Annotated in this window: 22 protein-coding genes; 6 read left to right on the top strand and 16 right to left on the bottom strand. The window is 37.3% G+C overall.

Annotated features, from left to right (window positions below):
• Positions 1–151 precede the first annotated feature (151 nt).
• Together V9G42_05190 and V9G42_05185 are read left to right on the top strand one after the other, a co-directional pair.
• Positions 152–3,655, top strand: a complete 3,504-nt coding sequence (locus V9G42_05190) for a S8 family serine peptidase (protein MEI2758814.1) — start codon at positions 152–154, stop codon at positions 3,653–3,655.
• A 206-nt stretch (positions 3,656–3,861) separates the two neighbouring features.
• Complete coding sequence (locus V9G42_05185; protein ID MEI2758813.1) at positions 3,862–4,950, top strand: mannose-1-phosphate guanylyltransferase; 1,089 nt, start codon at positions 3,862–3,864, stop codon at positions 4,948–4,950.
• An 83-nt stretch (positions 4,951–5,033) separates the two neighbouring features.
• Here the strand turns inward: V9G42_05185 and V9G42_05180 are convergent, their stop codons facing one another.
• From V9G42_05180 to V9G42_05165, 4 genes are all read right to left on the bottom strand, one after another.
• Positions 5,034–5,765 (bottom strand): polyprenol monophosphomannose synthase, encoded by a 732-nt coding sequence (locus tag V9G42_05180; protein ID MEI2758812.1) that lies wholly within the window; start codon positions 5,763–5,765, stop codon positions 5,034–5,036.
• Between the two features lie 82 nt (positions 5,766–5,847).
• Positions 5,848–6,291, bottom strand: coding sequence for a dUTP diphosphatase (gene dut / locus V9G42_05175; protein ID MEI2758811.1), 444 nt, complete (start codon positions 6,289–6,291; stop codon positions 5,848–5,850).
• 51 nt (positions 6,292–6,342) lie between these two features.
• The gene (locus V9G42_05170; protein MEI2758810.1) at positions 6,343–7,866 is read right to left on the bottom strand and encodes a polysaccharide biosynthesis C-terminal domain-containing protein; all 1,524 of its coding nucleotides are present in this window, start codon (positions 7,864–7,866) and stop codon (positions 6,343–6,345) included.
• Positions 7,867–7,907: 41 nt separating this feature from the next.
• Positions 7,908–8,177 (bottom strand): acylphosphatase, encoded by a 270-nt coding sequence (locus V9G42_05165; protein MEI2758809.1) that lies wholly within the window; start codon positions 8,175–8,177, stop codon positions 7,908–7,910.
• Positions 8,178–8,355: 178 nt separating this feature from the next.
• Between V9G42_05165 and V9G42_05160 the strand changes: the two genes are divergently transcribed.
• Genes V9G42_05160 through V9G42_05150 form a run of 3 tightly spaced genes read left to right on the top strand, consistent with a single transcriptional unit; the run spans position 8,356 to position 10,188 of the window.
• Positions 8,356–8,946 (top strand): LemA family protein, encoded by a 591-nt coding sequence (locus tag V9G42_05160; protein ID MEI2758808.1) that lies wholly within the window; start codon positions 8,356–8,358, stop codon positions 8,944–8,946.
• Between the two features lie 2 nt (positions 8,947–8,948).
• A complete protein-coding gene (locus V9G42_05155) occupies positions 8,949–9,389 on the top strand; it encodes a TPM domain-containing protein (GenBank protein MEI2758807.1) in 441 nt (146 codons plus the stop codon).
• A complete protein-coding gene (locus V9G42_05150) occupies positions 9,367–10,188 on the top strand; it encodes a TPM domain-containing protein (protein MEI2758806.1) in 822 nt (273 codons plus the stop codon). The genes V9G42_05155 and V9G42_05150 overlap by 23 nt, the downstream gene beginning before the upstream one ends.
• 75 nt (positions 10,189–10,263) lie before the next feature.
• Here the strand turns inward: V9G42_05150 and V9G42_05145 are convergent, their stop codons facing one another.
• Positions 10,264–11,640, bottom strand: a complete 1,377-nt coding sequence (locus V9G42_05145; protein ID MEI2758805.1) for a tryptophanase — start codon at positions 11,638–11,640, stop codon at positions 10,264–10,266.
• Positions 11,641–11,915: 275 nt separating this feature from the next.
• Between V9G42_05145 and V9G42_05140 the strand changes: the two genes are divergently transcribed.
• Positions 11,916–14,474, top strand: a complete 2,559-nt coding sequence (locus V9G42_05140; GenBank protein MEI2758804.1) for an adenosylcobalamin-dependent ribonucleoside-diphosphate reductase — start codon at positions 11,916–11,918, stop codon at positions 14,472–14,474.
• A gap of 110 nt (positions 14,475–14,584) precedes the next feature.
• Here V9G42_05140 and V9G42_05135 read toward each other — a convergent pair whose 3' ends face one another.
• The 11 genes from V9G42_05135 to lpdA all read right to left on the bottom strand — a co-directional run bounded on the left by V9G42_05135 (position 14,585) and on the right by lpdA (position 26,802).
• A complete protein-coding gene (locus tag V9G42_05135) occupies positions 14,585–17,605 on the bottom strand; it encodes an ATP-binding cassette domain-containing protein (protein MEI2758803.1) in 3,021 nt (1,006 codons plus the stop codon).
• Positions 17,606–17,694: 89 nt separating this feature from the next.
• Positions 17,695–18,423, bottom strand: a complete 729-nt coding sequence (locus V9G42_05130; GenBank protein MEI2758802.1) for a sulfite exporter TauE/SafE family protein — start codon at positions 18,421–18,423, stop codon at positions 17,695–17,697.
• Positions 18,423–18,860 carry a FixH family protein gene (locus tag V9G42_05125; protein MEI2758801.1) on the bottom strand — a complete coding sequence of 146 codons (438 nt, stop codon included), beginning with the start codon at positions 18,858–18,860 and terminating at the stop codon, positions 18,423–18,425. Before V9G42_05125 ends, V9G42_05130 begins: the two co-directional genes overlap by 1 nt.
• A 6-nt stretch (positions 18,861–18,866) precedes the next feature.
• The gene (ccoG, locus tag V9G42_05120) at positions 18,867–20,270 is read right to left on the bottom strand and encodes a cytochrome c oxidase accessory protein CcoG (GenBank protein ID MEI2758800.1); all 1,404 of its coding nucleotides are present in this window, start codon (positions 20,268–20,270) and stop codon (positions 18,867–18,869) included.
• 15 nt (positions 20,271–20,285) lie between these two features.
• A complete protein-coding gene (locus V9G42_05115; GenBank protein MEI2758799.1) occupies positions 20,286–21,458 on the bottom strand; it encodes a cbb3-type cytochrome c oxidase N-terminal domain-containing protein in 1,173 nt (390 codons plus the stop codon).
• A gap of 11 nt (positions 21,459–21,469) precedes the next feature.
• On the bottom strand, positions 21,470–21,622 hold the full coding sequence (locus V9G42_05110; protein MEI2758798.1) for a CcoQ/FixQ family Cbb3-type cytochrome c oxidase assembly chaperone: 153 nt from the start codon (positions 21,620–21,622) through the stop codon (positions 21,470–21,472).
• A gap of 29 nt (positions 21,623–21,651) precedes the next feature.
• On the bottom strand, positions 21,652–23,778 hold the full coding sequence (gene ccoN / locus V9G42_05105; protein ID MEI2758797.1) for a cytochrome-c oxidase, cbb3-type subunit I: 2,127 nt from the start codon (positions 23,776–23,778) through the stop codon (positions 21,652–21,654).
• A complete protein-coding gene (ccoS, locus tag V9G42_05100) occupies positions 23,775–23,969 on the bottom strand; it encodes a cbb3-type cytochrome oxidase assembly protein CcoS (GenBank protein MEI2758796.1) in 195 nt (64 codons plus the stop codon). The genes ccoN and ccoS overlap by 4 nt, the downstream gene beginning before the upstream one ends.
• A 203-nt stretch (positions 23,970–24,172) precedes the next feature.
• Positions 24,173–24,799, bottom strand: a complete 627-nt coding sequence (locus V9G42_05095; protein ID MEI2758795.1) for a ribonuclease H family protein — start codon at positions 24,797–24,799, stop codon at positions 24,173–24,175.
• Positions 24,800–24,803: 4 nt separating this feature from the next.
• Complete coding sequence (locus tag V9G42_05090) at positions 24,804–25,370, bottom strand: MarC family protein (GenBank protein ID MEI2758794.1); 567 nt, start codon at positions 25,368–25,370, stop codon at positions 24,804–24,806.
• 28 nt (positions 25,371–25,398) lie between these two features.
• Positions 25,399–26,802, bottom strand: a complete 1,404-nt coding sequence (lpdA, locus tag V9G42_05085) for a dihydrolipoyl dehydrogenase (GenBank protein MEI2758793.1) — start codon at positions 26,800–26,802, stop codon at positions 25,399–25,401.
• Positions 26,803–26,819: the final 17 nt, after the last annotated feature.

The raw sequence follows: 26,819 nt of genomic DNA, 5'->3' as shown, positions 1-26,819 counted from the left end.
AGCGTGCAAAAGTAACCAAATCGCTGAAATAATGCCTTGTTTTTCTGAAACCCTTTTAACTGATAATCAATAATTAAACATTTTTTCATGGAATGAATGTTTTCTATAATTTAGACCCTTTATTTAAAATTCATAAAAATCAAATTAAACTATGTTAAAGCGACTTCTCTCTATTGTGTTACTGTGTGTAACTACTATGACCATGGCGCAAACAGACTATCGCCTGATGTTTTTAGGAAAGGCTGTTTTGCCGGCAGAAAACTTAAACTCTTTTATCCGGGAAAAAATATCCGAAAACGATATTTACAATGGTTATTATTATCGCATCATTCAATTTTATAATATACCTACTGCAGCAGAAAAAGCTGCAATAGAAGCAACAGGAATTAAACTGTTAGAGTACTTGCCTAAGTATGCTTTTAATGCTGCAATTCCAATTGGTTTTAACAAACAATTACTCTCCGGATTTAATGTCAGGAGTGTAACACATCAATCTGCAGAACAGAAACTTTCTATTGGCATGTTGGGTGATTATCCTGCTTTTGCTGTTCCTTCTGCAGGAATGATTGATGTGCGACTTCAGTTTCAGAAAAATATTTTGATGCAGGATGCCCAGCTTATTGCTGCTTCTTATGGTAAAGTTTTAAGTTCAACGGATATAAATAATATGGTTGAAGTGCGCATGCAACAGCAAGCAGTTGCCACCGTAACACAACAACCCTGGTTGTTTTTTATTGACCTAACCTCTCCACCATCTGTTAAAGATGATTTGGAAGGACGTAGCCTGCACCGCAGCAATAGCATAAACAACGACTTGCTTATGGGTCGAAAATACAATGGAAGTGGTGTGGCTGCTGCACTTGCCGATGACGGATTTGTGGGTCCACACATTGATTTTACAGGTAGAATCACCAATTATTCTACTACTACCGGCCCTGACCATGGTGATATGACAGGTGGAATTCTTGCCGGTGCAGGCAATTTAAATCCTGCATATCCGGGAATGGCTAATGGTGTTCAGCTTCATGTTTTCGATATTGGAAATTATCCTCAAATAATTGATGCTGTTACCAACTATAACAATCTTGGAACAGTGGTTGCGTCAACCAGCTATTCGCAGGGATGTAATGAATACACCACAGACACACAGTTTGGTGATCAAACTATTCATGACAATGGGCAACTTGAATTTGTGTTTTCCGCAGGAAATAACAATGGTGCCAACTGTGGCTATGGCGCTGGTAGTAACTGGGGAAATATTACCGGAGGCTATAAGCAGGGTAAAAATGTAATTGCTGTAGCCAATCTTGATGCATTGGAAGTAATTGATCCTTCTAGTAGTATTGGTCCTGCCTCTGACGGTAGAGTAAAACCTGATATTGCTGCCAATGGTCGCGACCAAATGTCAACAGACGAAAACAATACCTATCAGGTTGGTGGTGGTACTTCTGCTGCCTGTCCTGGGATTGCTGGTATATGTACTCAGTTAATTCAGGCATATAAAGAAATTAATTCTGCTTCTGATGCACCAACAGCTTTAATTAAAGCTTGCTTACTTAATGGAGCCGAAGATATCGGGAACCCGGGTCCTGACTACAAATATGGTTGGGGTAGAGTAAATGCGCTTCGTGCTGTTACTACCATTGAAGACGCCCGCTATTTTACCGACAGTATTAATCAAGGCGACTCTTTAACTTATTCCATTAATGTTCCTGCAGGTACTTCTCAAATGCGTGTCATGGTTTACTGGCATGATGTAGGAGGATCTCCAGCATCTTCTACTTATTTGGTTAACGATATTGATATGAAGGTTACAGATCCTTCCAGCACTGTATGGAATCCATGGATTCTTGACCCGACTCCGAATGCTACCAATCTGAATGCACCTGCAACAAGAGGTATTGACCATTTAAACAATATGGAGCAAGTTACACTAGACAATCCAGCAGCAGGCAACTACATTGTTTCGCTCAAAGGATTTGCTATCCCACAAGGAGCGCAGACTTATTATTTGGTTTATGAGTTCCGAAATGATGACATCACTGTAACCTACCCTATGGGAGGAGAAGGCTTTGTTCCGGGTCGCCCTGAAATTATTCGCTGGGATGCCCTGAAAGGTCTTGGCTCATTTGATGTAGAATATACTACAGACAATGGCACAACATGGAATAATATTACCAATGTAAATCAGAATACATTACAATATACATGGAATGTGCCTACTGGTATTGCAACAGGTGATGCCCGCGTTCGTGTTACAAGAGGAAGTGTTTCCGGAATGTCTGACACAACATTTACCATCATTGGGGTTCCACAAAACTTAAATGTTATTTACTCCTGCCCCGACTCTACTAAAATTGGTTGGACTGCAGTTAGCAATGCTGCTTGGTACGAAGTGAGTATGTTAGGCACAATGTATATGGATTCTGTTGCAACAACAACAAACAACAGTTATATATTTACCAATCTTCTAACTGCTAACACTTATTGGTTTAGTGTGAGAGCTGTGATGGCTAATGGCAATAAAGGACGAAGGGCAATTGCTATTGAAAAACTACCCGGTGTTTTTAATTGTCCAAATATCCCTCCAGTAGTTCAGTTTAATGCCAACTTCAATGTTGGTTGCACCAGCAAAACATTCACCTTTACAGATCAGAGTTCTAATGCACCTTTCAGCTGGAACTGGACTTTTAGTCCAAATACTGTGACATTCGTAAACGGAACATCAGCAACGTCACAAAATCCACAAGTGCAGTTTAATGCCTCTGGCACTTACGATGTAACATTAGATGCTACCAATGGAATTGGAACATCAAGTTCAACACAAACTGCAATGATTAATATTCTTTCTCCTTCATTGCCACCAATGACGGAGGATTTTCAGGCAGCAGCTTTCCCTCCTGCCAACTGGTCTATTGAACAATCAAATATTAATTATTCCTGGCAAAAATCAGCTCTAATAACCGGGTCATCAGGTTCTTCTACTTATGCTGCACGCTTTAACAATTTTTCCTATAACAACACCGGTGCAGAAGACGATTTGATTAGTTATGAAGTGAGTTTATCCAATGCAGTTGCAGCACTACTGACTTTTGATGTAGCTTATGCACAATATTCAAGTACATACACCGATGGTCTGCGAGTTGATATTTCGACTGACTGCGGAAATACATGGGTAGCCTCCGGTTACTTAAAAAGTGGGGCAACTCTTGCTACAACCGGAACTACAACCAGCAACTTTGCACCAAATGCTGCAAATCAATGGCGAAATGATTCTGTTTCATTGAATGCATACCTTGGTCAGGATGTCTCTATAAAATTTGTAAACATCAACGATTTTGGCAACTCATTGTACATAGACAATGTAAATATTGATGTTACTACAGGGTTAAATCAATTGAACAACAGTGCTGGAACATTGAGTATTTCTCCAAATCCATCTGATGGGAAATTTATTCTTTACAGCAATCAGACCTCTCATGAATCGTATATACTGACTGTTTACGATATCAATGGAAAAGTTATAACAGAAGATATCTTCCCGACAAATAACAGAAGTCATGCTGTTGACATCAGTAATTTTGCCAAAGGAGTTTATTTCATAAAAGTTGAAGGACAAAATTCAATACAACGTTTAAAAGTAATTTCCAGATAAAAATAAATTTTAAAGGCACGAAACCAGTTGATAATTTCAGCCGGTTTTTTATTTAACTCTGAGTTGCGCTGAAAAAATGAAATACAAATAATTATCAAATCTATTCGTTAATAAAAAAAACAATAAATAATTCTTTCAGCCTTTAATTTCATTTTTTTTGTGTTTAGAATCTATCGAGTAAAATTTAAGACAATCTTTTTAAAATAATGAACAAAAACAATTACTGCGTAATCATGGCCGGAGGTATAGGAAGTCGTTTCTGGCCAATGAGCAGAAATGCTTTTCCAAAACAATTTCTTGACATCTTAGGAACAGGACAAACTCTTTTACAACAAACCTTTAATCGTTTCACTAAAATTTGTCCTAAAGAAAATATCTATATTGTAACCAACGAATCGTATGTTGATTTGGTTAAGAAAAACCTACCACAACTACCGATAGAAAATATTCTGGGTGAGCCACTCAGACGAAATACCGCACCATGTGTTTCGTATGCAGCATTTAAAATTGCTGCAAAAAATCCTGATGCCAACATTGTTGTTGCTCCTTCAGACCATATCATCACCAAAGAGAATGCTTTTGTTGAAGCAATCAACAAAGGTCTCTCTTTCACTGCACAGAATGACTGTTTGCTAACCTTAGGGATTACACCAAGCAGACCTGATACCGGCTATGGTTATATTCAGTTTGTGGATGAAAAACACAATGAAACAAATAAGATTTTTAAAGTTAAAACTTTTACTGAAAAGCCGAACCTTGAAATGGCTCGATTTTTTCTCCAATCCGGAGAGTTTGTCTGGAATGCAGGGATATTTTTATGGAACCTGAAATCAATCTTAAAGGCATTGAAAGAACATCTTCCTGAAATGTATCATCTTTTTGAAGAAGGCAATTCTGTTTACAACAGCAAAGATGAAAGTGCATTTATCAAAACTGCTTACTCACAATGTACAAACATCAGTATAGACTTTGGTGTGATGGAAAAAGCAAAAAATGTGTTTGTGATGAGTGCTGAATTTGGTTGGAGTGACTTAGGCACATACGGTTCACTTTATGAGCACATAACACACGATGCAAACAAAAATGCAGTGGTTGGAAAAAATGTTATGCTGTACGATACTAAAAATTGTATTGTCAATATGCCTCATGATAAGTTGGTGGTTTTGCAAGGCCTTACCGATTATATAGTTGTTGAAGCGGAAAACATTTTATTGGTTTGTAGAAAGCAGGACGAACAACAAATTCGTCAGTTTGTGAATGATGTAAAAACAGATAAAGGCGAAAAATTCGTATAGTTGATTTTACTTGCTGCTAGTGCATTAATATAACTAATGATTATTTTATCAAAGCAAGGTAGCCAATTAAAAGGCAATTGATATTATAGTGTGTATTTGCTGAACCAGCTTTTTATTTTCATTTGAATAACTCCAAAGAAAGCTTCTTTGAAGATACCGCTGCTCATTTTTGATTTACCTTCGGTACGATCCGTAAAAATTATAGGAACTTCAATAATTCGAAAGCCACTGCACCAGGCAGCAAATTTCATTTCTATCTGAAAAGCATATCCCATAAACTTAATCTTTGACAAGTCCAATGTTTCAAGTACTTTACGCCTGTAACATTTAAATCCTGCTGTGGCATCACGAACGGGCATGCGTGTAATAAGACGTACATATACACTGGCGTAATAAGACATAATGACTCTTCCAATTGGCCAGTTTACAACATTCACACCATTGATATATCTAGACCCTATAGCTACATCGGCACCTCCATTTTTACAAGCATCGAGCAAACGCTGTAAGTCGGCAGGATTGTGAGAGAAATCCGCATCCATTTCAAAAATATACTGATAGTTGCGTTCCAGTGCCCATTTGAATCCATGTATATAAGCAGTGCCTAAACCCATTTTCCCCTTTCGCTGAACCAAATGTAATGACTCCGGAAACTGAGGTAAAAGTTGTTTCACCAAATCGGCAGTACCATCTGATGAATTGTCATCAATAACCAATACATGAAAAGTGTTCAGCAGATTAAAAACAGCTTTAATAATCTTCTGAATATTTTCCTTTTCGTTGTAAGTTGGTATGATAACTAATGATTCAACCACACAATTTTATTTGAGTTCAAAACTATTATTCTATGAAATGAGTAATTATAACAAAATGTTAATTGATAAAACTATTCATCAATTATTTACCTGTACTGCCAAACCCGCCTACGCCACGGTTAGTTTCTGACAATTCTATTGCTTCTTTCCACTCTACTTGTTGATGTGCTGCCACAACCATTTGCGCTATTCTTTCGCCATTATTTATTGTGAATGGTACAGATGACAAATTCACCAAAATAACTTTTATCTCACCACGGTAGTCGGCATCAATTGTTCCGGGAGTGTTAAGTACAGTAACTCCATGCTTGGCTGCAAGTCCGCTTCTGGGTCTGATTTGTGCCTCAAATCCATGGGGCAACTCAATATAAATTCCTGTTGGTACAAGCGCACGTTCTAAAGGATTAAGCGTTACTGCTTCTTTTACATCAGCTCTTAAATCCATCCCTGCAGCACTGCTGCTTTCATAAGCAGGAAGCGGATGCGCTGACTTATTTATAATCTTTACTTCTGTTTTGTTATGCATTTCTTAATATTACACTATTTGCAAAAATATTGAATCTTATCAAATATAAACTCAATCCCTTCTTCCTATTGTATTCTTCCGCGATTCTACATTTTGCTTCTTAACAAACACTGCTCTATTCATTCTAAAAACTACAAACGGAAAAATAAAGAGTAAAATTATATTAACAATCCATTTAACAGAATTCGGTAAATCAAGTTGTTGTTGCAGATAGACAGAGAGCGAAAACAGCATTAGTGATAATAAGACATAAAACACATCATTCTTAACTTTATAGGGAATAGGATAATGTTTTTGTCCTGTGACGAATGACACAACCATCATAGCAAAATAAGTTATAAAGGTTGCCCACGCAGCACCCATATATCCAAATGAAGGGATAAGCACAAACAGCAGAATTATGGTAAGCACTGCTCCGAAAATTGAAAAATATGCTCCAAAGCGGGTTTTTTCTGTGAGTTTATACCACATACTTAAATTGTAAAACACACCAAGGCAAAGATTTGCAAGCAATAGCACAGGTACTACATCTATGCCCGACCTGAATTGTTCACCAATAAAAAGTTTAATGACATCAATAAATAACATGACACCTAAGAAAATAAAAGAACAGGTAATTACAAACCATGTCATAATTTTAGAGTAAGTCTCTTTTTTATCTTCTTTATCGTGCTGAGCAAAGAAAAATGGCTCGGCAGCATATCGAAATGTCTGGACAAACAATGTCATGATGATACTAAGTTTGTAACAGGCACTGTAAATTCCCAAATCGCGCAAGGCATGATTGGCATCGGGAGCTAAATACTTATAAACAGCACGGTCGAAAGTTTCGTTTACCATACCTGCAAATCCTGCAATAAGTAATGGAAATGCATAATAAATCATTCTTTTTATTAAAGTAGTGTCGAGGTGCCATGTTAGATTGCTGAATTGACGGTAGAGTAAAAGCATGGTAAATCCACTGGCTATGACGTTTGAGATAAACACATACCCTACACCAACTGTTGGTGAATAAAAAGTTACTGCAAGTTGTGATAACAAACCATCATTTCCTTTAATCCATATTGGACAGCCAATAAGAAAAAATAAATTCAAGCCTATATTAATTACGATTCCTGCAATCTTTAATAAAGCAAACTGTAATGCTTTACCTTGTTGCCGCAGTCTTGCAAATGGAATGGCCGTGATAGCATCAAAACCAATAATCATTGCCAACCAGATGATGTAGTTTCCTTTTCCGGGATATTCAATGGTTGCTGCCAATGGTGATGAGAATAATATCATCAGCAACACCAGAAATGCTGTTGTGTAAGAAACTAGTGAAATACAGTTTTCATAAACTTTATTTTTATTTTCTTCTTTCTGCATGAAATTAAAAAAAGCTGTTTCCATGCCGTAAGTAAACAGTATCAAAAGAAATGCTGAATAGGAATAAAGTTCAGAAACAACACCATATTCTGTTGGAGAAAAAATGCGGGTATATATAGGAACGAGCAAGTAATTTAGCATACGCCCAACAATGCTACTCAGACCATAAAGAACTGTTTGACCGGCTAACTTTTTTATTCCACTCATGAGTCGGCTAAAGTAGCCGTTTTATATTTTACTTACACCTACTAAAGAATTTGAAATGGCTCCTTGTGAATGACAGAAATTTCTCGGACAAGAACCTGCTTCACTACTGCCAGGGGTGAGCCCTTGTGGCACCATGCAACCAATTCTTTCAACTGCAACTCGCTTCCTGTTGCCTCAACATAAACCGAACCATCAGTGAGGTTTCGTACAAAGCCACAAAGATTCAACCTACGTCCGGTTTGCAGTGTATATTTTCTAAAAAACACACCCTGAACTTTTCCGGTAATTTCAATTGCTACAGTCTTTAACATACCGTTATTAAACTATGAAATGCAATGTTAATAAATTTGACAGCTGAAAAAATTTACCTTATCCGTAAAAAAAATACTATTCACCTATAATTTTTAAACTTTTACCTATTTACAGAAATGGGAATTATGAAAGCACTTAGTTTTGGCACGTTAACTTATAAACCATAAATCATATAGTATGAAACGTTCAGTAGTAATCATTGGTATTGTACTTGTTGTAGTATTTATAATATACCGATTGTTTGCAGGTACCTACAACAGCATGGTAACTGCCGATGAAAATGTTAAAGGAAAATGGGCACAAGTTGAAAATCAATACCAACAACGAATGGACCTTATTCCAAACTTAGTAAATACCGTTAAAGGTGCTGCAGAATTTGAAAAAGGCACATTAACAGCAGTTGTTGAAGCACGTGCATCGGCAACACAAGTAAAAGTTGATCCGGATAAACTTACGCCAGAAAATATTCAAAAGTTTCAGGAAGCACAAGGGCAATTAAGCACTGCATTAGGCCGCTTGCTAATGGTGACTGAAAACTACCCGGTACTGAAAGCCAATCAGAATTTTCTTGAATTGCAAGCAACGCTTGAAGGAACAGAAAGAAGAATTGCGGTGGCACGTAAAGATTTTAACGAGGCTGCACAACAGTTTAATACCTACATACGCAAATTTCCTCAAACATTACTTGCCGGCATGTTTGGGTTTTCATCAAAAGGTTATTTTCAATCTGATAAAGGTGCTGATAAAGCTCCTGAGGTTAAATTTTAATTATGGGCAATGCTGCCGATTACTTTACTGATGAACAACAACTGTTGTTGAAGAATGCAATAGCGCGAGCAGAAAAACATACCTCCGGAGAAATCAGAATTTTTATTGACAGCAAAATAAAGAGTGAAATTATTGACCGCGCAGCCGAAGTTTTTGAAAACCTCAAGATGCATGAAACCAAACTTCACAATGGAGTTTTGATTTATGTAGCTATTGAAAACAGACAATTCGCCATTATTGGAGATAGTGGAATTCATGAGTTTGTAAGTCAGGTTTTTTGGGACAAGGTAAAAGAAGAAATGATTCCATTCTTTAAGAGAAAAGATTATACCGGTGGCCTTTTACATGCTATTGAAGAAACAGGACAGAAACTAAAAAAACATTTCCCTGTTGCAAAGAATGATTCAGACGAGCTTTCCAATGAAATGGTTTTTGGTGATTAAAAAACAGGTGCGTCCACTTTTATTCTGGATGCTATTGTTGCTTCAGATTGCAACAGTAGGTTATGCACAACAAATTCCTCCCCAAAACAATCCACCACGTCTAGTCAACGACTTTGCCGGAGTATTAAATGATGCTGATGAAAATCTTTTAGAACAAAAGCTTGTAAAATTCAATGACAGCACTTCTACACAAATTGCTATTGTACTGATTCGCAGCACCGGAGAGTATCCTGTGGACGATTATGCAATTACACTTTTCAGAGATTGGGGTATTGGTCAAAAGAATAAAGATAATGGTGTGTTGATTTTAGCTGCTATGGAAGACAGACGCATGACCATCATTACGGGTTATGGTGTTGAAGGTGCCTTGCCTGATGCCATTTGTAAAAGAATAATTGAGCTGACACTAAAGCCTGCATTCAAATCGCAACAATATTACAACGGACTAGATGCTGCAGTAACAGAAATTATGCAGCGAACAAAAGGCGAATACGTATCTGATGGTGAAAATGCAAAAAACAATTCACCAGCATGGGCACCTATACTTTTTGTATTTTTTATTTTCGGTGTGATTATGCTTCTGAAAGTTTTTTCAGTAAGGCGCTATGCACATCTCAACAATTTAAGTTTCTGGACAGCATGGACGCTTTTAAATGCAGCCAACAACAGACGTAACTCCTCCGGAGGTGGTGGTGTTTGGGGAGGCGGTGGCAGCAGTTGGGGTGGTGGCAGCGGAGGCGGATTTGGAGGCTTCGGTGGTGGAAGCACAGGAGGCGGTGGGGCTACCGGTGGCTGGTAAGTGCTGCTAACAACTTCAGGTTTTACATAAGCTTATCTACATTAAATATTGTTCAATTGTTAATCACAATAAAACCTACAGTGGCTCAAAATGCGCTGTAAAATGTCGCAGAAACTGTGGCTCTTTTACAATCTTTAATCCTTTAACTTTATCTTTTGTACGTACTATTTCATCAAAAATTTCAATCACATAGTCAATGTGGCTCTGTGTATAAACCCTTCTTGGAACAGCAAGTCGTACCAATTCCATAGGAGCAGGAATTAGTTTACCATTTGAATCATACTTTCCAAACATTACAGATCCTATTTCAACACTGCGTAAACCCCCAATACGGTACAACTCACACACCAGAGCCTGTCCGGGATATTCATGTGAGGGTATTTGCGGATACAAACTCTTTGCATCAACATAAACAGCATGTCCACCTACAGGATAAATAATATTCACTCCTTTGGATTTTATATTCTCGCCCAAATATCTGGTGCTTACAATACGATAATTCAAATAGCCCGGATCAAACACTTCCTGCAAGCCAACTGCTATTGCTTCCATATCACGTCCGGACAGCCCTCCGTAAGTGGCAAAACCTTCAGTTATAATCAGCAATTGTTTACACGATTCTGCAAGATCTGCATCCTTTATGGCAAGAAATCCACCCATATTGACTAATGCATCTTTCTTAGCACTCATAACAGCAGCATCGCCCAAACACATCATTTCTTCTGCAATTTGTCTATACGTTTTATTTCCATACCCTGCTTCATTGTGGTGAATATAATAACTGTTCTCTGCAACACGACAACAGTCAATAACAAACAACACTTTGTTTTTGCGACATACATCAGCAACAGCCTTGGCATTTTCCATGCTCACAGGTTGCCCACCTCCACTATTATTGGTAACGGTTAGTATTACTGCTCCTATATTGGCTGCACCTTTTTCAGCAATAGTTTTTTCGAGCATAGCTATATCCATATTTCCTTTAAAAGGAAAATCAGACATAAAATCAAGTCCTTCCTTCACCGGAATATCTATTGCCTCGGCACCACTAAACTCAATATTTGCCCTTGTAGTGTCAAAGTGGGTATTACTGATAAAGGTTTTACCCTTGCCACCGAGTTTGCCATAAAGAATTCTTTCTGCCGCCCGTCCCTGATGTGTGGGCAACACAAATGGCATTCCCGTAAGGCTTTGTACTTCTTTTTCAAAACGCAGCCAGCTGCTGGCACCGGCATACGACTCATCACCATTCATCATGGCCGACCATTGATCGGAACTCATTGCAGAAGTACCACTATCGGTCAGAAAATCAATAAGTACCTGATTGCTGTTTAGAAGAAATGGATTGTAATGTGCCTGCTTCAGATAACCTATCCTTTGCTCCTCTGTACTGAGGTGAATAGGTTCTACCATTTTAATTCTGAAAGGCTCGATAATTGTCTTGAATTTCATATTTATTTTAAAAGGTACGAAGAAGCAAATAGATTTTCTATTGCTTAATGATTTGATTATATTTTGCTAATGATAATAATCATTTGTTTTTAATTCCGTGTTAGCAAATATACCAATCGCCTATTATTCAAACGTTTTGTCAAATACACTTTGTTGATAATAAAAAAGTGAACAAGGGTTGTTAAAAACGTCTGATAAATATTAGTCAAAACCTTATGAAAGAATTTTTTTTGTCTATATTATTGCTTGACTAAAACAAATAAGAATTATAAAATATGTTGATAGAAACCATTACCATCGAGAATCAGATGACAACCTACGAATATGACAGCGTATTGAAAGCAAGCCTCGAATATTTTGAAGGCGATGAACTTGCAGCTACTACATGGATGAATAAATACGCCATGAAAAACAAAGAAGGAAAATTTGTAGAGCGAACACCACAGGACATGCATTTACGTATGGCACGTGAATTTGCCAGAGTTGAAGCAAAATACAATTTGTTGAACGATGGCAGCAGAACTTCGCATCTATCGGATTATGGAAAAAAACGCGAACAGCTTTCTACAGAAAAAATCACAGAACTATTCAATCGTTTCCGATATGTTATTCCTCAAGGCAGTGTCATGTCTGCACTGGGCAATCCATTTATGATTGCATCATTATCTAATTGTATTGTACTGCCTGAATTACATGACTCATACGGTGGAATATTTTTTGCAGACCAGCAGCTTGCACAATTATATAAGCGCAGATGTGGTGCGGGCTTAGACCTTTCTACTATCAGACCTGAAGGTATGCGTGTTTCTAATGCTGCAGGTAGCACTACCGGTGCTGTATCTTTTATGGAGCGTTTTTCGAATACCACACGAGAAGTTGCTCAACTCGGACGCAGAGGTGCATTGATGCTTACATTAGATATTGCTCATCCTGACGTAGAAAAATTTATCACCATAAAACAAGACCTGAGTAAAGTTACCGGTGCTAACATTTCCGTGAAACTATCAGATGAGTTTATGGTTGCCGTTAATGAAAATACTGACTTTAATCTGAGATTCCCTGTTGATTCACCGGAGCCATATATACAGAAAAAAGTTAATGCACGCGAATTATGGACAACCATCATTGCCTGTGCACATCGTACTGCAGAACCTGGAATTATTTTCTGGGACAGACAACATCATTATTCTACATCTTCCGTTTATCCCGGATTTAAAAATGTGTCAACAAACCCTTGCTCTGAAATTGCAATGCAGGGAGGCGACAGTTGCAGATTAATTGCCATCAACCTATTAAGTTTTGTTGATCATCCATTTACACAAAAGGCTAAATTTAACTTCACACGTTTTTATGAAGTTACTTATGAATCGCAACGACTCATGGATGGACTAGTTGATTTGGAATTGGAAGCTATTGAAAGAATACTGCAAAAAATAGAATCAGATCCCGAGCCGGATTATATTAAAGAAGTAGAAATGCGTACATGGATAACATTGTATGAAGCAGGAAAGAAAGGAAGACGCACAGGGCTTGGATTTACAGCACTAGCCGATGCACTTGCTGCTATGAACATAGCATTTGACTCTGACAATGCACTTAGCATGGTAGAAATGATGATGAAAGAAAAATGTCGTGCAGAATTTGATTCAAGTATTGATATGGCCATAGAACGTGGAACTTTTGAAGGCTTCGATACTGCAATTGAAGACCAGTCTGAGTTTGTCAATATGATGAAAGCTGAGTTGCCTGACATTTACAACAGAATGATGAAATATGGAAGAAGAAATATTTCCATAAGTACAGTTGCTCCAACAGGAACCCTAAGTTTACTATCACAAACATCATCAGGTATTGAGCCAGTGTTCATGCTCAGCTATAAACGAAGAAGAAAAGTTAATGCAGAAGACAGTAAGGCTAAAACAAGTTTTGTTGATCAGTCTGGCGATGCATGGCAGGAATTTGAAGTTTATCATCATGGATTAAAAAAATGGATGACTGCAAACAATAATACCGACTACAGCAAAAGTCCTTATGCAGGTAGTACCGCCAATGAAATTGACTGGAAAAAAAGAATAAAAATGCAGGCAGTAGTACAGAAATATACTACACATTCTATCAGTTCCACTATTAATCTTCCGGAAAATGTTTCGGCAGAAACCGTTGGAGAAATTTATATGCAGGCATGGAGTGCCGGACTAAAAGGTATTACCGTTTACAGAGAAGGTTCACGCAGTGGTGTGTTGGTAAAAAAAGAAGAGAAAAAAGCACAACCTGTATTAACAGAATCGAGTGCTCCCAAGCGCCCGGAAATACTTGCTGCAAAAGTTATCCGTTTTATGAATGCAGATGAAAAATGGATTGCATACATTGGCATATTAGATAATAAACCTTACGAAATTTTTACCGGTAAGGCAGAGGATGCATTCAGTATTCCTGCATGGGTTTCTTCCGGGTGGATTATCAAGAGTAAAAACGGACATGGAAAATCGAGATACGATTTTCAGTTTAATGATAAAGAAGGATTCAAAGTAACTATTGAAGGACTATCGCGTTCGTTCGATAAGGAGTTTTGGAACTACGCCAAACTGATTAGTGGTGTATTGCGACATGGAATGCCTATACCGCAGGTTGTTAATCTGGTAGAAAACCTACATCTTTATTCTGACAGTATCAACACCTGGAAAAACGGTGTCATGCGTGCCTTGAAACAATTTATTCCTGACGGCACAAAAGTAAATGATAAAGTTTGTGCAGAATGTGGCGACAAGGAAGGATTGTATTTTGAAGAGGGTTGTATTAAATGCAAAAGTTGCGGACACAGTAAATGTGGCTAACAGTTCTTTTTTAATAAAATAGCAAAATAAAACTTCACTGCTATTAAATCATTCAAATAAAAAATGATTTAATAGCAGTTTTTTATTGAAGAATTTTAAAATGCTTGTTATCACTTTCTACTCTGCCCTATCCAAGCAATAAACTTTCTGAAAATGTTATAATAAAGTGCAACCATCATCATAAAGCTCATTAGCCAAATCACAAAAAGGTTCACATACCATGTCTGCGTTTTCATTCCAAAGAAATTTTTCTCATAAACATACAAAGGCGCTCTGAAAATCGCTGATGGACTTGGCTGCATATAAACAGGCTGAAATCTTTGCACAATACTATTTTCATCTTGCACAAGAAAAGTAAAATCATTCTTGTTTAAGACAAGGTCATTCAAGGCATTGTTGGTGTATTTCTCTTTTTGCTTATTTAATACCGCTACTGTTGAATGCCTCAATTCTTTATTTACAAAACTATCCTTTGCAGCAGATGCACTATTATACATTTCGATGTAGTAATTACGAAGTGTATCAGCCAGATATTTCATTTCAACTGCAATCTTTGAGGCATCAAACTTTTCCACGTCAAGTGCATGTTTGAAATTTTTATTAATTAAAGCCTCTTTGTGCAATTCATTTGTAATAAGTTCAACATCTTCTTTCGGGTTTTTAGATTTATTTTTAGAAACGCCAACAGCAATATCATTCAATTTCTGCAGCCAGAAATCTTTCTTATATGTAGCTTCACTCATTTGCCTGTCCACATTAAAGAAATTCTTTTGATAAGGGTTGTCGCCAAACTGATTCACTGCAAGTGCTTCAAATGCCCAGCGCGAAACCATCATCTCTCCAATCAATGGCACGTGCCTTTGTGAGGTAAGATGCGGATTCAAATCTTCAAATTTTACCATCACACCACTTAAAATTATTTGTGGTATTATCAGAAAAGGAATAAGAATATAAATAGTTACGGCACTGTCGAACATGGATGAAACATTTAGTCCAAGCATATTAGCAAAACAGGAAACAGAGAAAAGCATCAGCCAATAATCTAAATTCATGCTTTGAATTCCGAAAATAAAATTTCCAATAATAACAAACGAAAATGTCTGTATGGCCGATATTAAAAACTGCACCAGAATTTTTGATGATAGGTAACTGCCTCTGCTGAGGTTGAGAAACTGTTCGCGTTTAAGCATCTTTCTATCGCGGATTATTTCTTCAGCACTTACAGTGAGTCCCATAAAAATGGCAACAATAACTGCCATAAAAAGATACGCGACAAGATTTTTATTCTCACTAAAAATATAACTACCTCCCGGATGAAAATATCTGAGAAACCAAGCAAGAATAACTGCCAGCACAGGTGCTTCAAGAAATGTAATGAGCATATACTGTTTGTTTTTAAGCTTGGCAAGAATATCACGCGTGATATACACTTTTAACTGTTGTATCCAGCCGGGTTTCTGATTTGTACTACGCTGAATAGGTTCTCTCTGATTTGCTTTACTATAACTGTTGTTATGTTCCTTAAACAACTGATACCAATCTGCGGGAGTTAGCTTTCGTTGCTGTGTTGGATATCCAAACTCATCCATCACTTTCGATTCAAGAATAGAAAAAACCTGTTCAGGGTTTATATTGCCACAGGTGCCGCATTCACTATAATCGGCATCAGCAAAAGAAGCACGTTGCTTAAAATATAATATTGAATCAACGGGATTACCAAAATATACAGGATAGCCACCAATATCGAGTACAAAAAGTTTATCAAACATTTTAAATATATCGCTCGATGGCTGATGTATTACAACAAAAACAAGTTTACCCTGATTGGCAAGCTGTTTGAGCATATCCATAACGTTCTCCGAGTCGAGAGAAGACAATCCGGAAGTTGGCTCATCTACAAAAAGCACTTCCGGTGCCCTGATTAATTCCAAAGCAATGTTGAGTCGTTTACGTTGTCCTCCACTGATAGATGTACTGAGTGCGTTTCCAACACGCAGATGACTTGCTTCAATTAAGCCTACATTTTGTAATAGAATTTTTACACGTTCATCAATTTCTCCATCAGACAAATTACCAAAACAAAGTTTTGCATTATAAAACAAGTTTTGATAGACTGACAAATCTTCTATCAGCAAATCGTCTTGCGGCACATATCCTATCATACCTTCAAGCAGATGCGACTCCCTATGCAGATCTATTCCATTAATCGTAACTTTACCTTGTGTAGGCTTATTGTTTCCATTTAAAATATTAAGTAATGTGGATTTTCCGGCACCACTACCACCCATAATACCAACAAGATTTCCTGATGTTGCACTAAAGGTAACATCATTCAGGCCACGTTTACCATTTGAAAACTCGTAATACACATGTTGCACATCAAAATGCAATAAACTTTGCTGCTTAAAATTCGAAAACAATCTAATAATGTCAGTGTAATATATCGTGTTTACTTTTGAGCCTCTTATAACTGACCCTGCGGAAAAAACATAACACAAATCGTCATTGAGTGGCAATCCATTCAATGTAAAAGATTCAGAACCATGAAATCGTATAAAAAGCAATCCTGCTTTTCTAAGATATAAGAAACGGAAAACACCACTTAGTCCTGAAATATTCTGGATCTTTGTAGTCAAACCGTTGCTATCATCTTGCGAAGTCAACACCAAATATTTAGGGGTATCAGAATATTTATCTTCTGTACTATTACAAGCCAATTCAATACACAACTGTACATCATCAGTTGAAATATGAAAAACCTCTGCAACTGTATAAAGAAATTCGCGCTCCTGACTGTCAATAACTTTTTCAGAGGTATAAACGAATTCTATCAGTCGCATTAAGACAATATGCTTTTGCCGGGTATCAAGTTCTGCATTGATGTCTGTACAGATACGCAGTACTTTTACGGAGTTTACAGAAAGTCGCTTTTTTGATTTTCCTTCTGTTGCCTTACCTCTAATACTTTCAAGATACTCATCAAACAAATCAAGGTATTTCAAAACATAAGCTCGGCTGATTTGCTGACGTAAAAAAGATTCAACTATGCTTCTACCTTCGAGAGAAAATTTTTCGGCATTTGCCAGAATGGCAAAAAGGTGCATCAAGGCGTCCAATAATTTATGACTCATTTACCTTTTCCGATTTAATGTAGCGTTGCGAATATACAAATATCATTCAGCCACCAAACAGCGGTAATCGAAATCCTTTAAAACAAATTTTAAAGAGCCTCTGGCTTACTACATTCAATCATTACAGGCGGATGTGAATGTTTATGACAATCGGAGTTAATATTCATAAAAGCCCCTCTGTAAATAAGAAATATCGCTAATGCAGCAGATATCCAAGGCGTTGCTTTTGTTACATAATTTGAAAACGGAAAATTACACCACGATGCTGCATAGGAAACAAGTAACATAACAGGAAAAGTACCTAATCCGAAAAAGGCCATATACAGAACACTATTTAGAATACTGCCTGAATTAATAGCTCCCGCTGTTGCCACATACACAAATCCACATGGAAGAAACCCATTAATGACACCTATACCAAAATGATGCAAGGTTGTTTTTCCGGAAAATAGTTTTTTTAAAATACCTCTGAACGGAATATTTATTTTTGATGAAACACCTAGTACTTTTTTTCTGGTGGAAGGAATTAAAGTAAATATTGCAACTAACAACAAAATTACTCCGGAAATAATACTCAATTGTTTCTGAAATCCATTCAGAACAAAAGCGGCACCCAGCAATCCAAATAACATTCCAATGAACATATAGGTTATCATTCTACCAATGTTGTAAGCCAGTCTGCTAAAAAATGCCGCGCTGCGGTTATCTAATTTATTTGCCGGAAGCATGAGTGCAATAGGACCGCACATTCCTACACAGTGAAAGCTACCAAGGAAACCCAGTAGCAAAGCTGCATAATAGAATGCGTATTCGTTCATTATGGAATAAAAATTTTTTTCTCGTAAAAATATTCTAAACTGTCAATATTCCAACTTACATTAACCTTCCATTGTCCATGAGTTAATTGCGGAATTGTAGCGCTATAAAATCCGGTATCATTAACTTGAAATAAGGTATTAAAATCTTTACCTGCATTATCCGGTTTATAAAATTGAAAAGTGCCATTTGCGTTTGACATACTTTTGCCTAACGTCAGCATTAGCTGCCCTGAACTAATATTGTATTTAACATCAGCGTTTTGGTTTAATGCATTTTTTTCTGCATCAATTCTTTGCTGATAAGCTACTGCTTTCTCATAGTATTTTTCTGTCACCAATTCGTTCTTCTGTTTGGATGCCACAAAAACAAAGACTAATATTGAAGCAGCAAATATTATCAATACCAATGCTATACCATGTCCCCAGTTGAATTTCATTTCTAATTAATTATTGGGCCCTAAGAAAGAAGTTTCATAACGATCTATTTTTTCTCCTTCTGACCAGATTTCAAAAACCACTTTTGTTTTTGTTTTTTTAATTTCCGTTTTGGGTAGTATCAGAAAAAAAGTACTCTGTGCTACTGATTGTTCTTTAAGATGCGTAATGCCATTACCTACCCACTTAATTTGCCCTTTTGGTTCAACAATTTTTAATTCAATTGGCATATCACCAAAAGTTTTGTTTACTAGAGCAATGTTATACAGGTTGCTGATATGTGCTTCATCAGGCTTCTGGTATAACAGTCCGGACGATCGCAAAATAGTGGTTTCAATATTACTACGTCTTGCTAATAAAACTACGAACGTAGAAAACAATATCGTTAAGACTATGCAATATCCAATAATGCGCGAATTAATTTTAAATTTAGCATTATTCTTAATGGCATTCTCACTTGTATATCTGATGAGTCCACGTGGCTTCTGGATTTTATCCATAATGTCATCACAGGCATCCATACAAGCTGTGCAATTTACACATTCAAGTTGTGTTCCATTTCGAATATCAATACCTGTAGGACAAACCTGAACACATTGATTGCAGTCTATACAATCGCCATGTTCATTGTTGTCTTTACTAAGTTTTCCTCTTGGTTCACCTCTTTTATAGTCATATGCAATAACCACAGTATTAGGGTCGAGCATGACACCCTGTAAGCGGCCATAAGGACAAACCACTATACAAACCTGTTCGCGAAAACGTGCATAAACACCATAAAATACTCCTGCAAAAATTACAGTAGCAAATAACCCGCCTATATGATCTGCCGGATTATCGGTAATAATCTTTTCCCATTCATCAAATCCTATTATATACATCAGAAAAGTATTGGAAATTAGAAAAGCTATGAAAAAAAACACAATATGCTTTGTGGTTTTGATTCTAATCTTTTCAGCATCCCATGCGCGTTTATTGAGGGCTTTTTGTTTCATAAAATCACCTTCAATCAAGTATTCGATTTTGCGAAACACCATTTCCATGAAAACGGTTTGCGGACATGTCCAGCCACACCAAAGTCTTCCGAATAGCGCTGTAAACAATGCAATAAAAACTACAAAAGTGAGCATGGCCAATACAAACAGATAAAAGTCTTGCGGAAAAAATGCAATACCAAACAATACAAACTTTAGTTCTACAACATTGAGCAGAAAAAAAGGATGTCCGTTAATCTTAATTAATGGCAAGGCAAAGAATATTATCAGAAACACCACGCTTACCCAAGTTCGGGCATTGTAATATCTGCCTTTGGGTTTCTTTGGATATATCCATGCACGTTTACCATCTTCAGTAACAGTTGCAATACTATCTCTGAACGATTCATCAATATGCTCCATTTTATTCTCCACCATAAAAAAGAGATTAAATTACCTAACTGTTGCTTCTGCTGTTGCTACGGCAGTGGTATCTTTTGCAGCTGCAGTAGCATCATCTTTCCACTCATCACCTTGTGCCTCTTTAGGCGCAGCAGGTTTTGTTCCATGAAGTGTCAGAATAAATGAAGTTACTTCCTGAATTTGTTTTGGTGAAAGCTGTGCCTGCCAACTAATCATTCCTTTAGCAGGAACACCATAAGTAATTGTTTTAAAAATATTTTTTACACCGCCACCATGCAGCCAGTAATTGTCGGTAAGGTTTGGTCCAACCATTCCACCACCATCAGCCATGTGACAAGCAGAACAATTTTTATCATAAATATCTTTCCCTTTTGCTATTTCTGCTGCGTCAACCAAAGCTGTCACATTCTCTTCTGTAATATTTTCTGCTGAATTTTTCATGCGTTCTTCTTTTTGTTTTGCTGCAACAGCAAGTTCATCAGCATATTCTTCGGCCTGTAATTTTCCTGTTCCTGTAACATGATAAGCCAGCATATAAATCACAGCAGCAATAATTGTAATATAAAATCCCCATTTCCACCACGGAGGCAGGTTGTTGTCAAGTTCCTGAATACCGTCATAGTCATGATCTAAAAGAATATCCTGTTCTTTGGTAATAGGAACGCTATCCACTAGGCGTAAATATACTTTACGCATAAATGTTTCACGATTTTTTACACCTGAAACGGCACCCTCTTCTGTAGTTTGCCTCATATCATCAAATGCATGTGGCGCAATCAATTTGATGAGTTTCATATTTGTCTTATACAACACCACAATTGTTGCAAGCAAAATAAGAACTATAAATGCAATGAGATAAGTATTGGGATGTAATGCCCAATCAGGGGGTTGTATTGGTGTTACCTTTGGTGCTTCTTTTGATTCAGTAGCATCTGCTGCAAATGCAGAAGCAGATATAAACATAACAAAACAAAACGAAGTTATTTTTCTAATCAGCTTCAGACTGCTTTTGTACAATGCAAAAATAGTAGCAAGCAAAACAATTACTACAAATGCAATGAGGTAGGTATTGCCATTCATTGCCCAATCCGGAGGTTGAGCAGCTGTAACTTTTGCTGTTTCTGATGCCTGTGTATTATCACCGGCCAGTGCAGATAATGAGATTAACATTATCAAACATATCAAATTAATTATCTTTTTCATTACTTAAGATTTTAATCGTTTGTTTCTTCTAAAGGTAATTTACTTATTGACTCAAAGTCTTCTTTCTTTGATTTTAAAACCCATACTCCAACAAGGGTAAAAAACACAAAGAATATGACAAATGATATTACAGGATAAATGCTGATATCTTGTATTGTTGACATTACTTCTTTATACATAATATCCCTCCCGTTTAATTTACAGATGCAGTACTCTTTTCAGCTTTAATATCAACACCTAGTCTTTGCAAGTATGCAATTAAAGCTACAATCTCTTTATTACCCATAACCTTAATACCATCTTTTTCAAGATTAGATGCAATACTGTTTGCCTGCTTCATCAGGTCTTTGTTGGCTTGTGCATCATATCCGTCAGGATAAGGCACACCTAATTTCTGCATGGCGCGAATTTTTGCAGCAGTAGTGTTGGTGTCCAAATCATCATCAATCATAAATGCATAAGAAGGCATAATACTTCCGGGCGACATTGTTTGCGGATCAAGCATGTGATTATAGTGCCATGAGTTTGGATATTTTCCTCCTTCGCGATGCAAATCCGGACCGGTTCTCTTACTACCCCATTGAAACGGATGATCATATACAAATTCACCAGGCTTGGAATATTCACCATAGCGCTCAGTTTCATAACGGAACGGTCGTACCATTTGTGAGTGGCATGTGTAACAACCTTCTCGTACATAGATATCACGACCCTGCAATTCGAGAGGGGTGTATGGTTTAACGCTTGCTATAGTTGGCACGTTTGACTTCACCATAAATGTTGGTATGATTTCAACCATTCCTCCTATGAGAATTACAATAAGACTTCCAATAAGCATTTGAGCAGGTTTGCGTTCTATCCAACGATGCCAATGGTCGTCATGAGCAACATAATTTTTTTCTAATGCCGGTGCTTCTGCCTCTTCATTAGCAATCATTTTGCCTGCCCTTGCAGTTTTTATCAGGTTGTAAACCATCACCAATGAGCCAAGTAAATAAAGCGATCCACCTAATGCACGCAATTTATACATAGGGACAACCTGAACTACTGTTTCAAGGAAATTGGGATAACGCAACACACCATCTTCAGTAAATTCTTTCCACATAAAATGTTGTGTTATGCCTGCCCAGTAAAGTGGAATTGCATAGAATACAATGCCAAGTGTTCCAAGCCAAAAATGTATGCCTGCTAATTTTTTAGAAAATAAGTTGGTATTAAATAATTTTGGGATGAGCCAGTAAAGAATTCCAAAAGTTAAAAATCCATTCCATCCAAGTGCGCCAATATGTACGTGGGCAATTGTCCAATCGGTAAAGTGACTGATGGCATTAACCGATTTTAGCGAAAGCATAGGGCCTTCGAATGTTGCCATCCCATAAGCAGTAACGGCAACCACATAAAACTTCAATTCAACATTATCACGTACTCTATCCCATGCACCACGCAAGGTCAGCAAACCATTTATCATACCGCCCCATGATGGCGCAAGCAACATTATTGAAAACACAACACCTAATGATTGTGCCCAATCCGGCAATGCAGTATAAAGCAAGTGGTGTGGTCCTGCCCAGATATATAGAAATATTAATGACCAGAAGTGAATGATTGAAAGACGATAGGAATAGACAGGGCGGTTGGCCGCTTTTGGCAGAAAGTAATACATCAATCCCAGATAAGGTGTTGTTAGAAAAAATGCAACTGCATTATGTCCATACCACCATTGCACCAATGCATCCTGTACACCTGCATAAAGAGAATAGCTTTTAAATAAAGTAACCGGAATTGCAAGTGAGTTTACAATATGTAGCACAGCAACAGTTACAACAGTTGCAATATAAAACCAAATGGCAACATAAAGATGTCTTTCACGTCTGCGAATAAGCGTACCAAACATGTTGATACCAAATATTACCCAAACTATGGTGATGGCAATATCAAGTGGCCATTCTAATTCTGCATATTCTTTACTGGCAGTAATTCCCAAAGGAAGTGTAATTGCTGCGCCAACAATGATTAATTGCCAGCCCCAAAAGTGGATATGACTTAATATGTCGCTATACATTCTTGCTTTGAGCAATCGTTGCAGCGAATAATAAATTCCCATAAACATTCCATTACCCACAAAAGCAAAAATGATTGCATTGGTATGTAGTGGTCTGATGCGACCAAAGGTTGTATGTGCATCAAAATTTAATGCAGGAAAAGGGAGCTGGAAGGCGGCTAACAGGCCGACAAGCATGCCCACAATACCCCATATTACAGTAGCCCATGCAAACATGGCAACAATCTTGTTGTCGTAGCGAAACTTTTCTAGTGTCATAAGTTCAAGTTATCTGTATTATTTGTGTTTGATTTATCTGATGTTAAAGTTGTTTCATTTTCAAAAAGAATACGCACTGAAGGCGAGTAATCATCATCATACTGCCCGCTGCGAACGGCCCAAAAAAAAGAAACCAAGAAGCCTGCTGCCACCACCAGGCTAGCACCAATAAGTATAATAAGTACACTCATAAAAAACGGTCACAAACCTACTTCGACTAAAATAGTAATTATATGACGGCAATTAAGTATTGATATGATATAAATCAGTTTTCACTTACAACCTATTGTTTTTGAATACGCTGGATTGCCGTTCTTGCTTTTTTGTTTTAGAAAAAAATGTGCTTTGGTAATGTAAATTTAAAAGAATTGATAATAAAAACATCAACTTTCTATTACTTGCGTCCGAAGTCTGCAGGATTTTCACCCCAGATTTGTGTTTCCCACTTAAGCAGTTTGTTGACATAAGTATTTGACTTAAGCCATTCTTCGGCACGGTCAATTAATTCAAATAATTCGTCATTTCTACCTGTTGAAACTAATTTAGTATTTGCCTTCTTTGTACTTACCCATTTCAAAGCTGTCATACTATCAGAATAAATGGGCCTATTTATCTGATGTCGTTTACAGTAAGCCAATGCATGAACAATTGCTAAAAACTCCATAATGTTGTTAGTGCCATCAGCATAAGGGCCTTTAAGAAAAAGTTGTTTACCTGTCTTTACATCCACTCCTCTGTATTCGCTTTCCAATGTTTTCGTATTCCATGCACCGTCAACTGCAATGCTTTCTTTGATTGGTTTTGATGATGTTTTTTCTACTTGAAGCAACGGTTGTGATTCACCCTTTTTCTGAAAACCCGACAACCCTTTTTGGAAAGCGGCAAGCGCTGCATTTTCTGTTTCAAAACTCTTATACAAAGCTCCGGCAAAACCATCTATCTGTCTTTTACAATCATCCCATGAACGATAAACTCCAGGCATTACGCCTTTCCAAACAACATAGAATTTTTTTTTAGCCATGAGTTTATATTCCAAGATTACTTCTGAAAAGTTTTACTGCAATAGCTAATAAAATAAATCCGAAAACTTTTCTGACAATAGCAATTCCTGTTGGACCAAGCAATCTTTCTATAAATCCAAGATTTTTCAGACAGAGGTAAACCCAAATCATATTTAACAGTACGCCAATAATAATTGTAAACATATCATATTGACTGCGTAAGGATAGTAAAGTAGTCATTGTGCCACTACCTGCAATGAGTGGAAATGCAATTGGAACAATACTTGCCGATGCCGGCATTTCATCTTTATAAAGTTTTACACCCAGAATCATTTCTAAGGCAAGAAAAAAAAGAATGAATGAGCCTGCAATGGCAAAAGAAGAAACATCAAGTCCAATTAATGAAAGAATATTTTCTCCTACAAAGAGAAAAATTATCATAATCATCAATGCTACCAACGATGTTTTCTCGGGGTGAATGGTGCCAACACTTTTTCTGATACCTATTATTACAGGTACGGAGCCAATGATGTCTATTACCGAAAACAATATCATAGATACGGTAATAATTTCTCTTATCTGAATATTCATAAATTTTATGTTAGGGGTATTTCGTTAATCAGATGTGTATAGCTCTGTTTGCAGTAGCTGCAAGACAGGCTTCTTTAAAACTCTCTGTAAAAGTTGGGTGCGCATGACAAATCCGTGAAATATCTTCTGCCGATGCACGATATTCCATTGCAACAACAGCCTCGGCAATCATATCTGCCGCACGAGGGCCTATAATATGTACACCCAGTATTTCATCAGTAGTAATATCTGCCAATACTTTCACAAAACCATCAGTGTCCATACTGGCTCTTGCCCTGCCACTGGCTTTGAACGGAAAGTTACCTGTCTTGTATTTTATTCCTGATTCTTTAAGTTCTTCTTCTGTGTAGCCAACAGATGCAACCTCCGGCCATGTGTAAACAACTCCTGGAATAAGTCTGTAATTGATGTGCGGCTGCTGACCGGCAAGCTGTTCTGCAACAAACACACCTTCTTCTTCAGCTTTATGAGCTAACATAGCTCCTTTTATCACATCACCAATGGCGTAAATTCCAGGTACGTTGGTTTGTAACTTCTCATCTGTAATAATTCTGCCTCTGTCATCAACTGCAACCCCTGCTTTGTCTAAACCTAAATTCTCTGTATAAGGCTTTCGGCCTACAGCTACCAAACAATAATCTCCTGAGATGGTAACTGTTTTACCATCACTACTTTCTGCAACAACGTCAACTTGCTTTGCTGATGTTTTTACCGTTTGCACTTTATGTCCAAGCAAGAAAGTAAACCCTTCCTTACTCAACACTTTTTGCAATTCTTTTCCTAAGGCACGATCCATTGTCGGAATAAGAGTATTCATATATTCTATAACCGTAACCTTAGCGCCCAATCGTGCATAAACAGATCCCAGCTCCAGACCAATAACTCCACCACCTATCACAACTAAATGATTGGGAATATTTTTCAGTTCCAAGGCTTCTGTTGAGGTGATGATACGCTTCTTATCAACTTCAATACCCGGTAGTGATGATGGTTTTGAACCTGTTGCAATTATAATATTAGTTGCTCCAATTTCATTTGACTTTCCATTAGTATCAACAACACTCAATTGTTTTGTATCAACAAAAGTGGCATGACCGGTCATAACCGTAACTTTGTTTTTTTTCATCAGAAAGCTAATGCCATCACAAGTTTGTTTAACAACCTGCGCTTTGCGCTTAATCATCTGCTCAAAATCGGCTTTAATATCCTTGATTTTTATACCATGCTCACTGAATTTATTTACAGCATTAAAATAATGCTCGGACGAATCGAGTAATGCTTTTGAAGGAATACATCCAACATTCAGACAAGTACCACCAAGTGTATTATACTTTTCTATCAGCACTGTTTTAAAGCCTAGTTGAGCACAACGAATTGCAGCTACGTAGCCACCGGGGCCGGAGCCAATTACTGCCACATCAAAATTTTCCATCACTATTAAATTTTACT

Source organism: Bacteroidia bacterium (genome assembly GCA_037045145.1).
Taxonomy (GTDB): domain Bacteria; phylum Bacteroidota; class Bacteroidia; order AKYH767-A; family OLB10; genus OLB10.
This window is presented reverse-complemented; position numbering and strand designations above follow the sequence as displayed.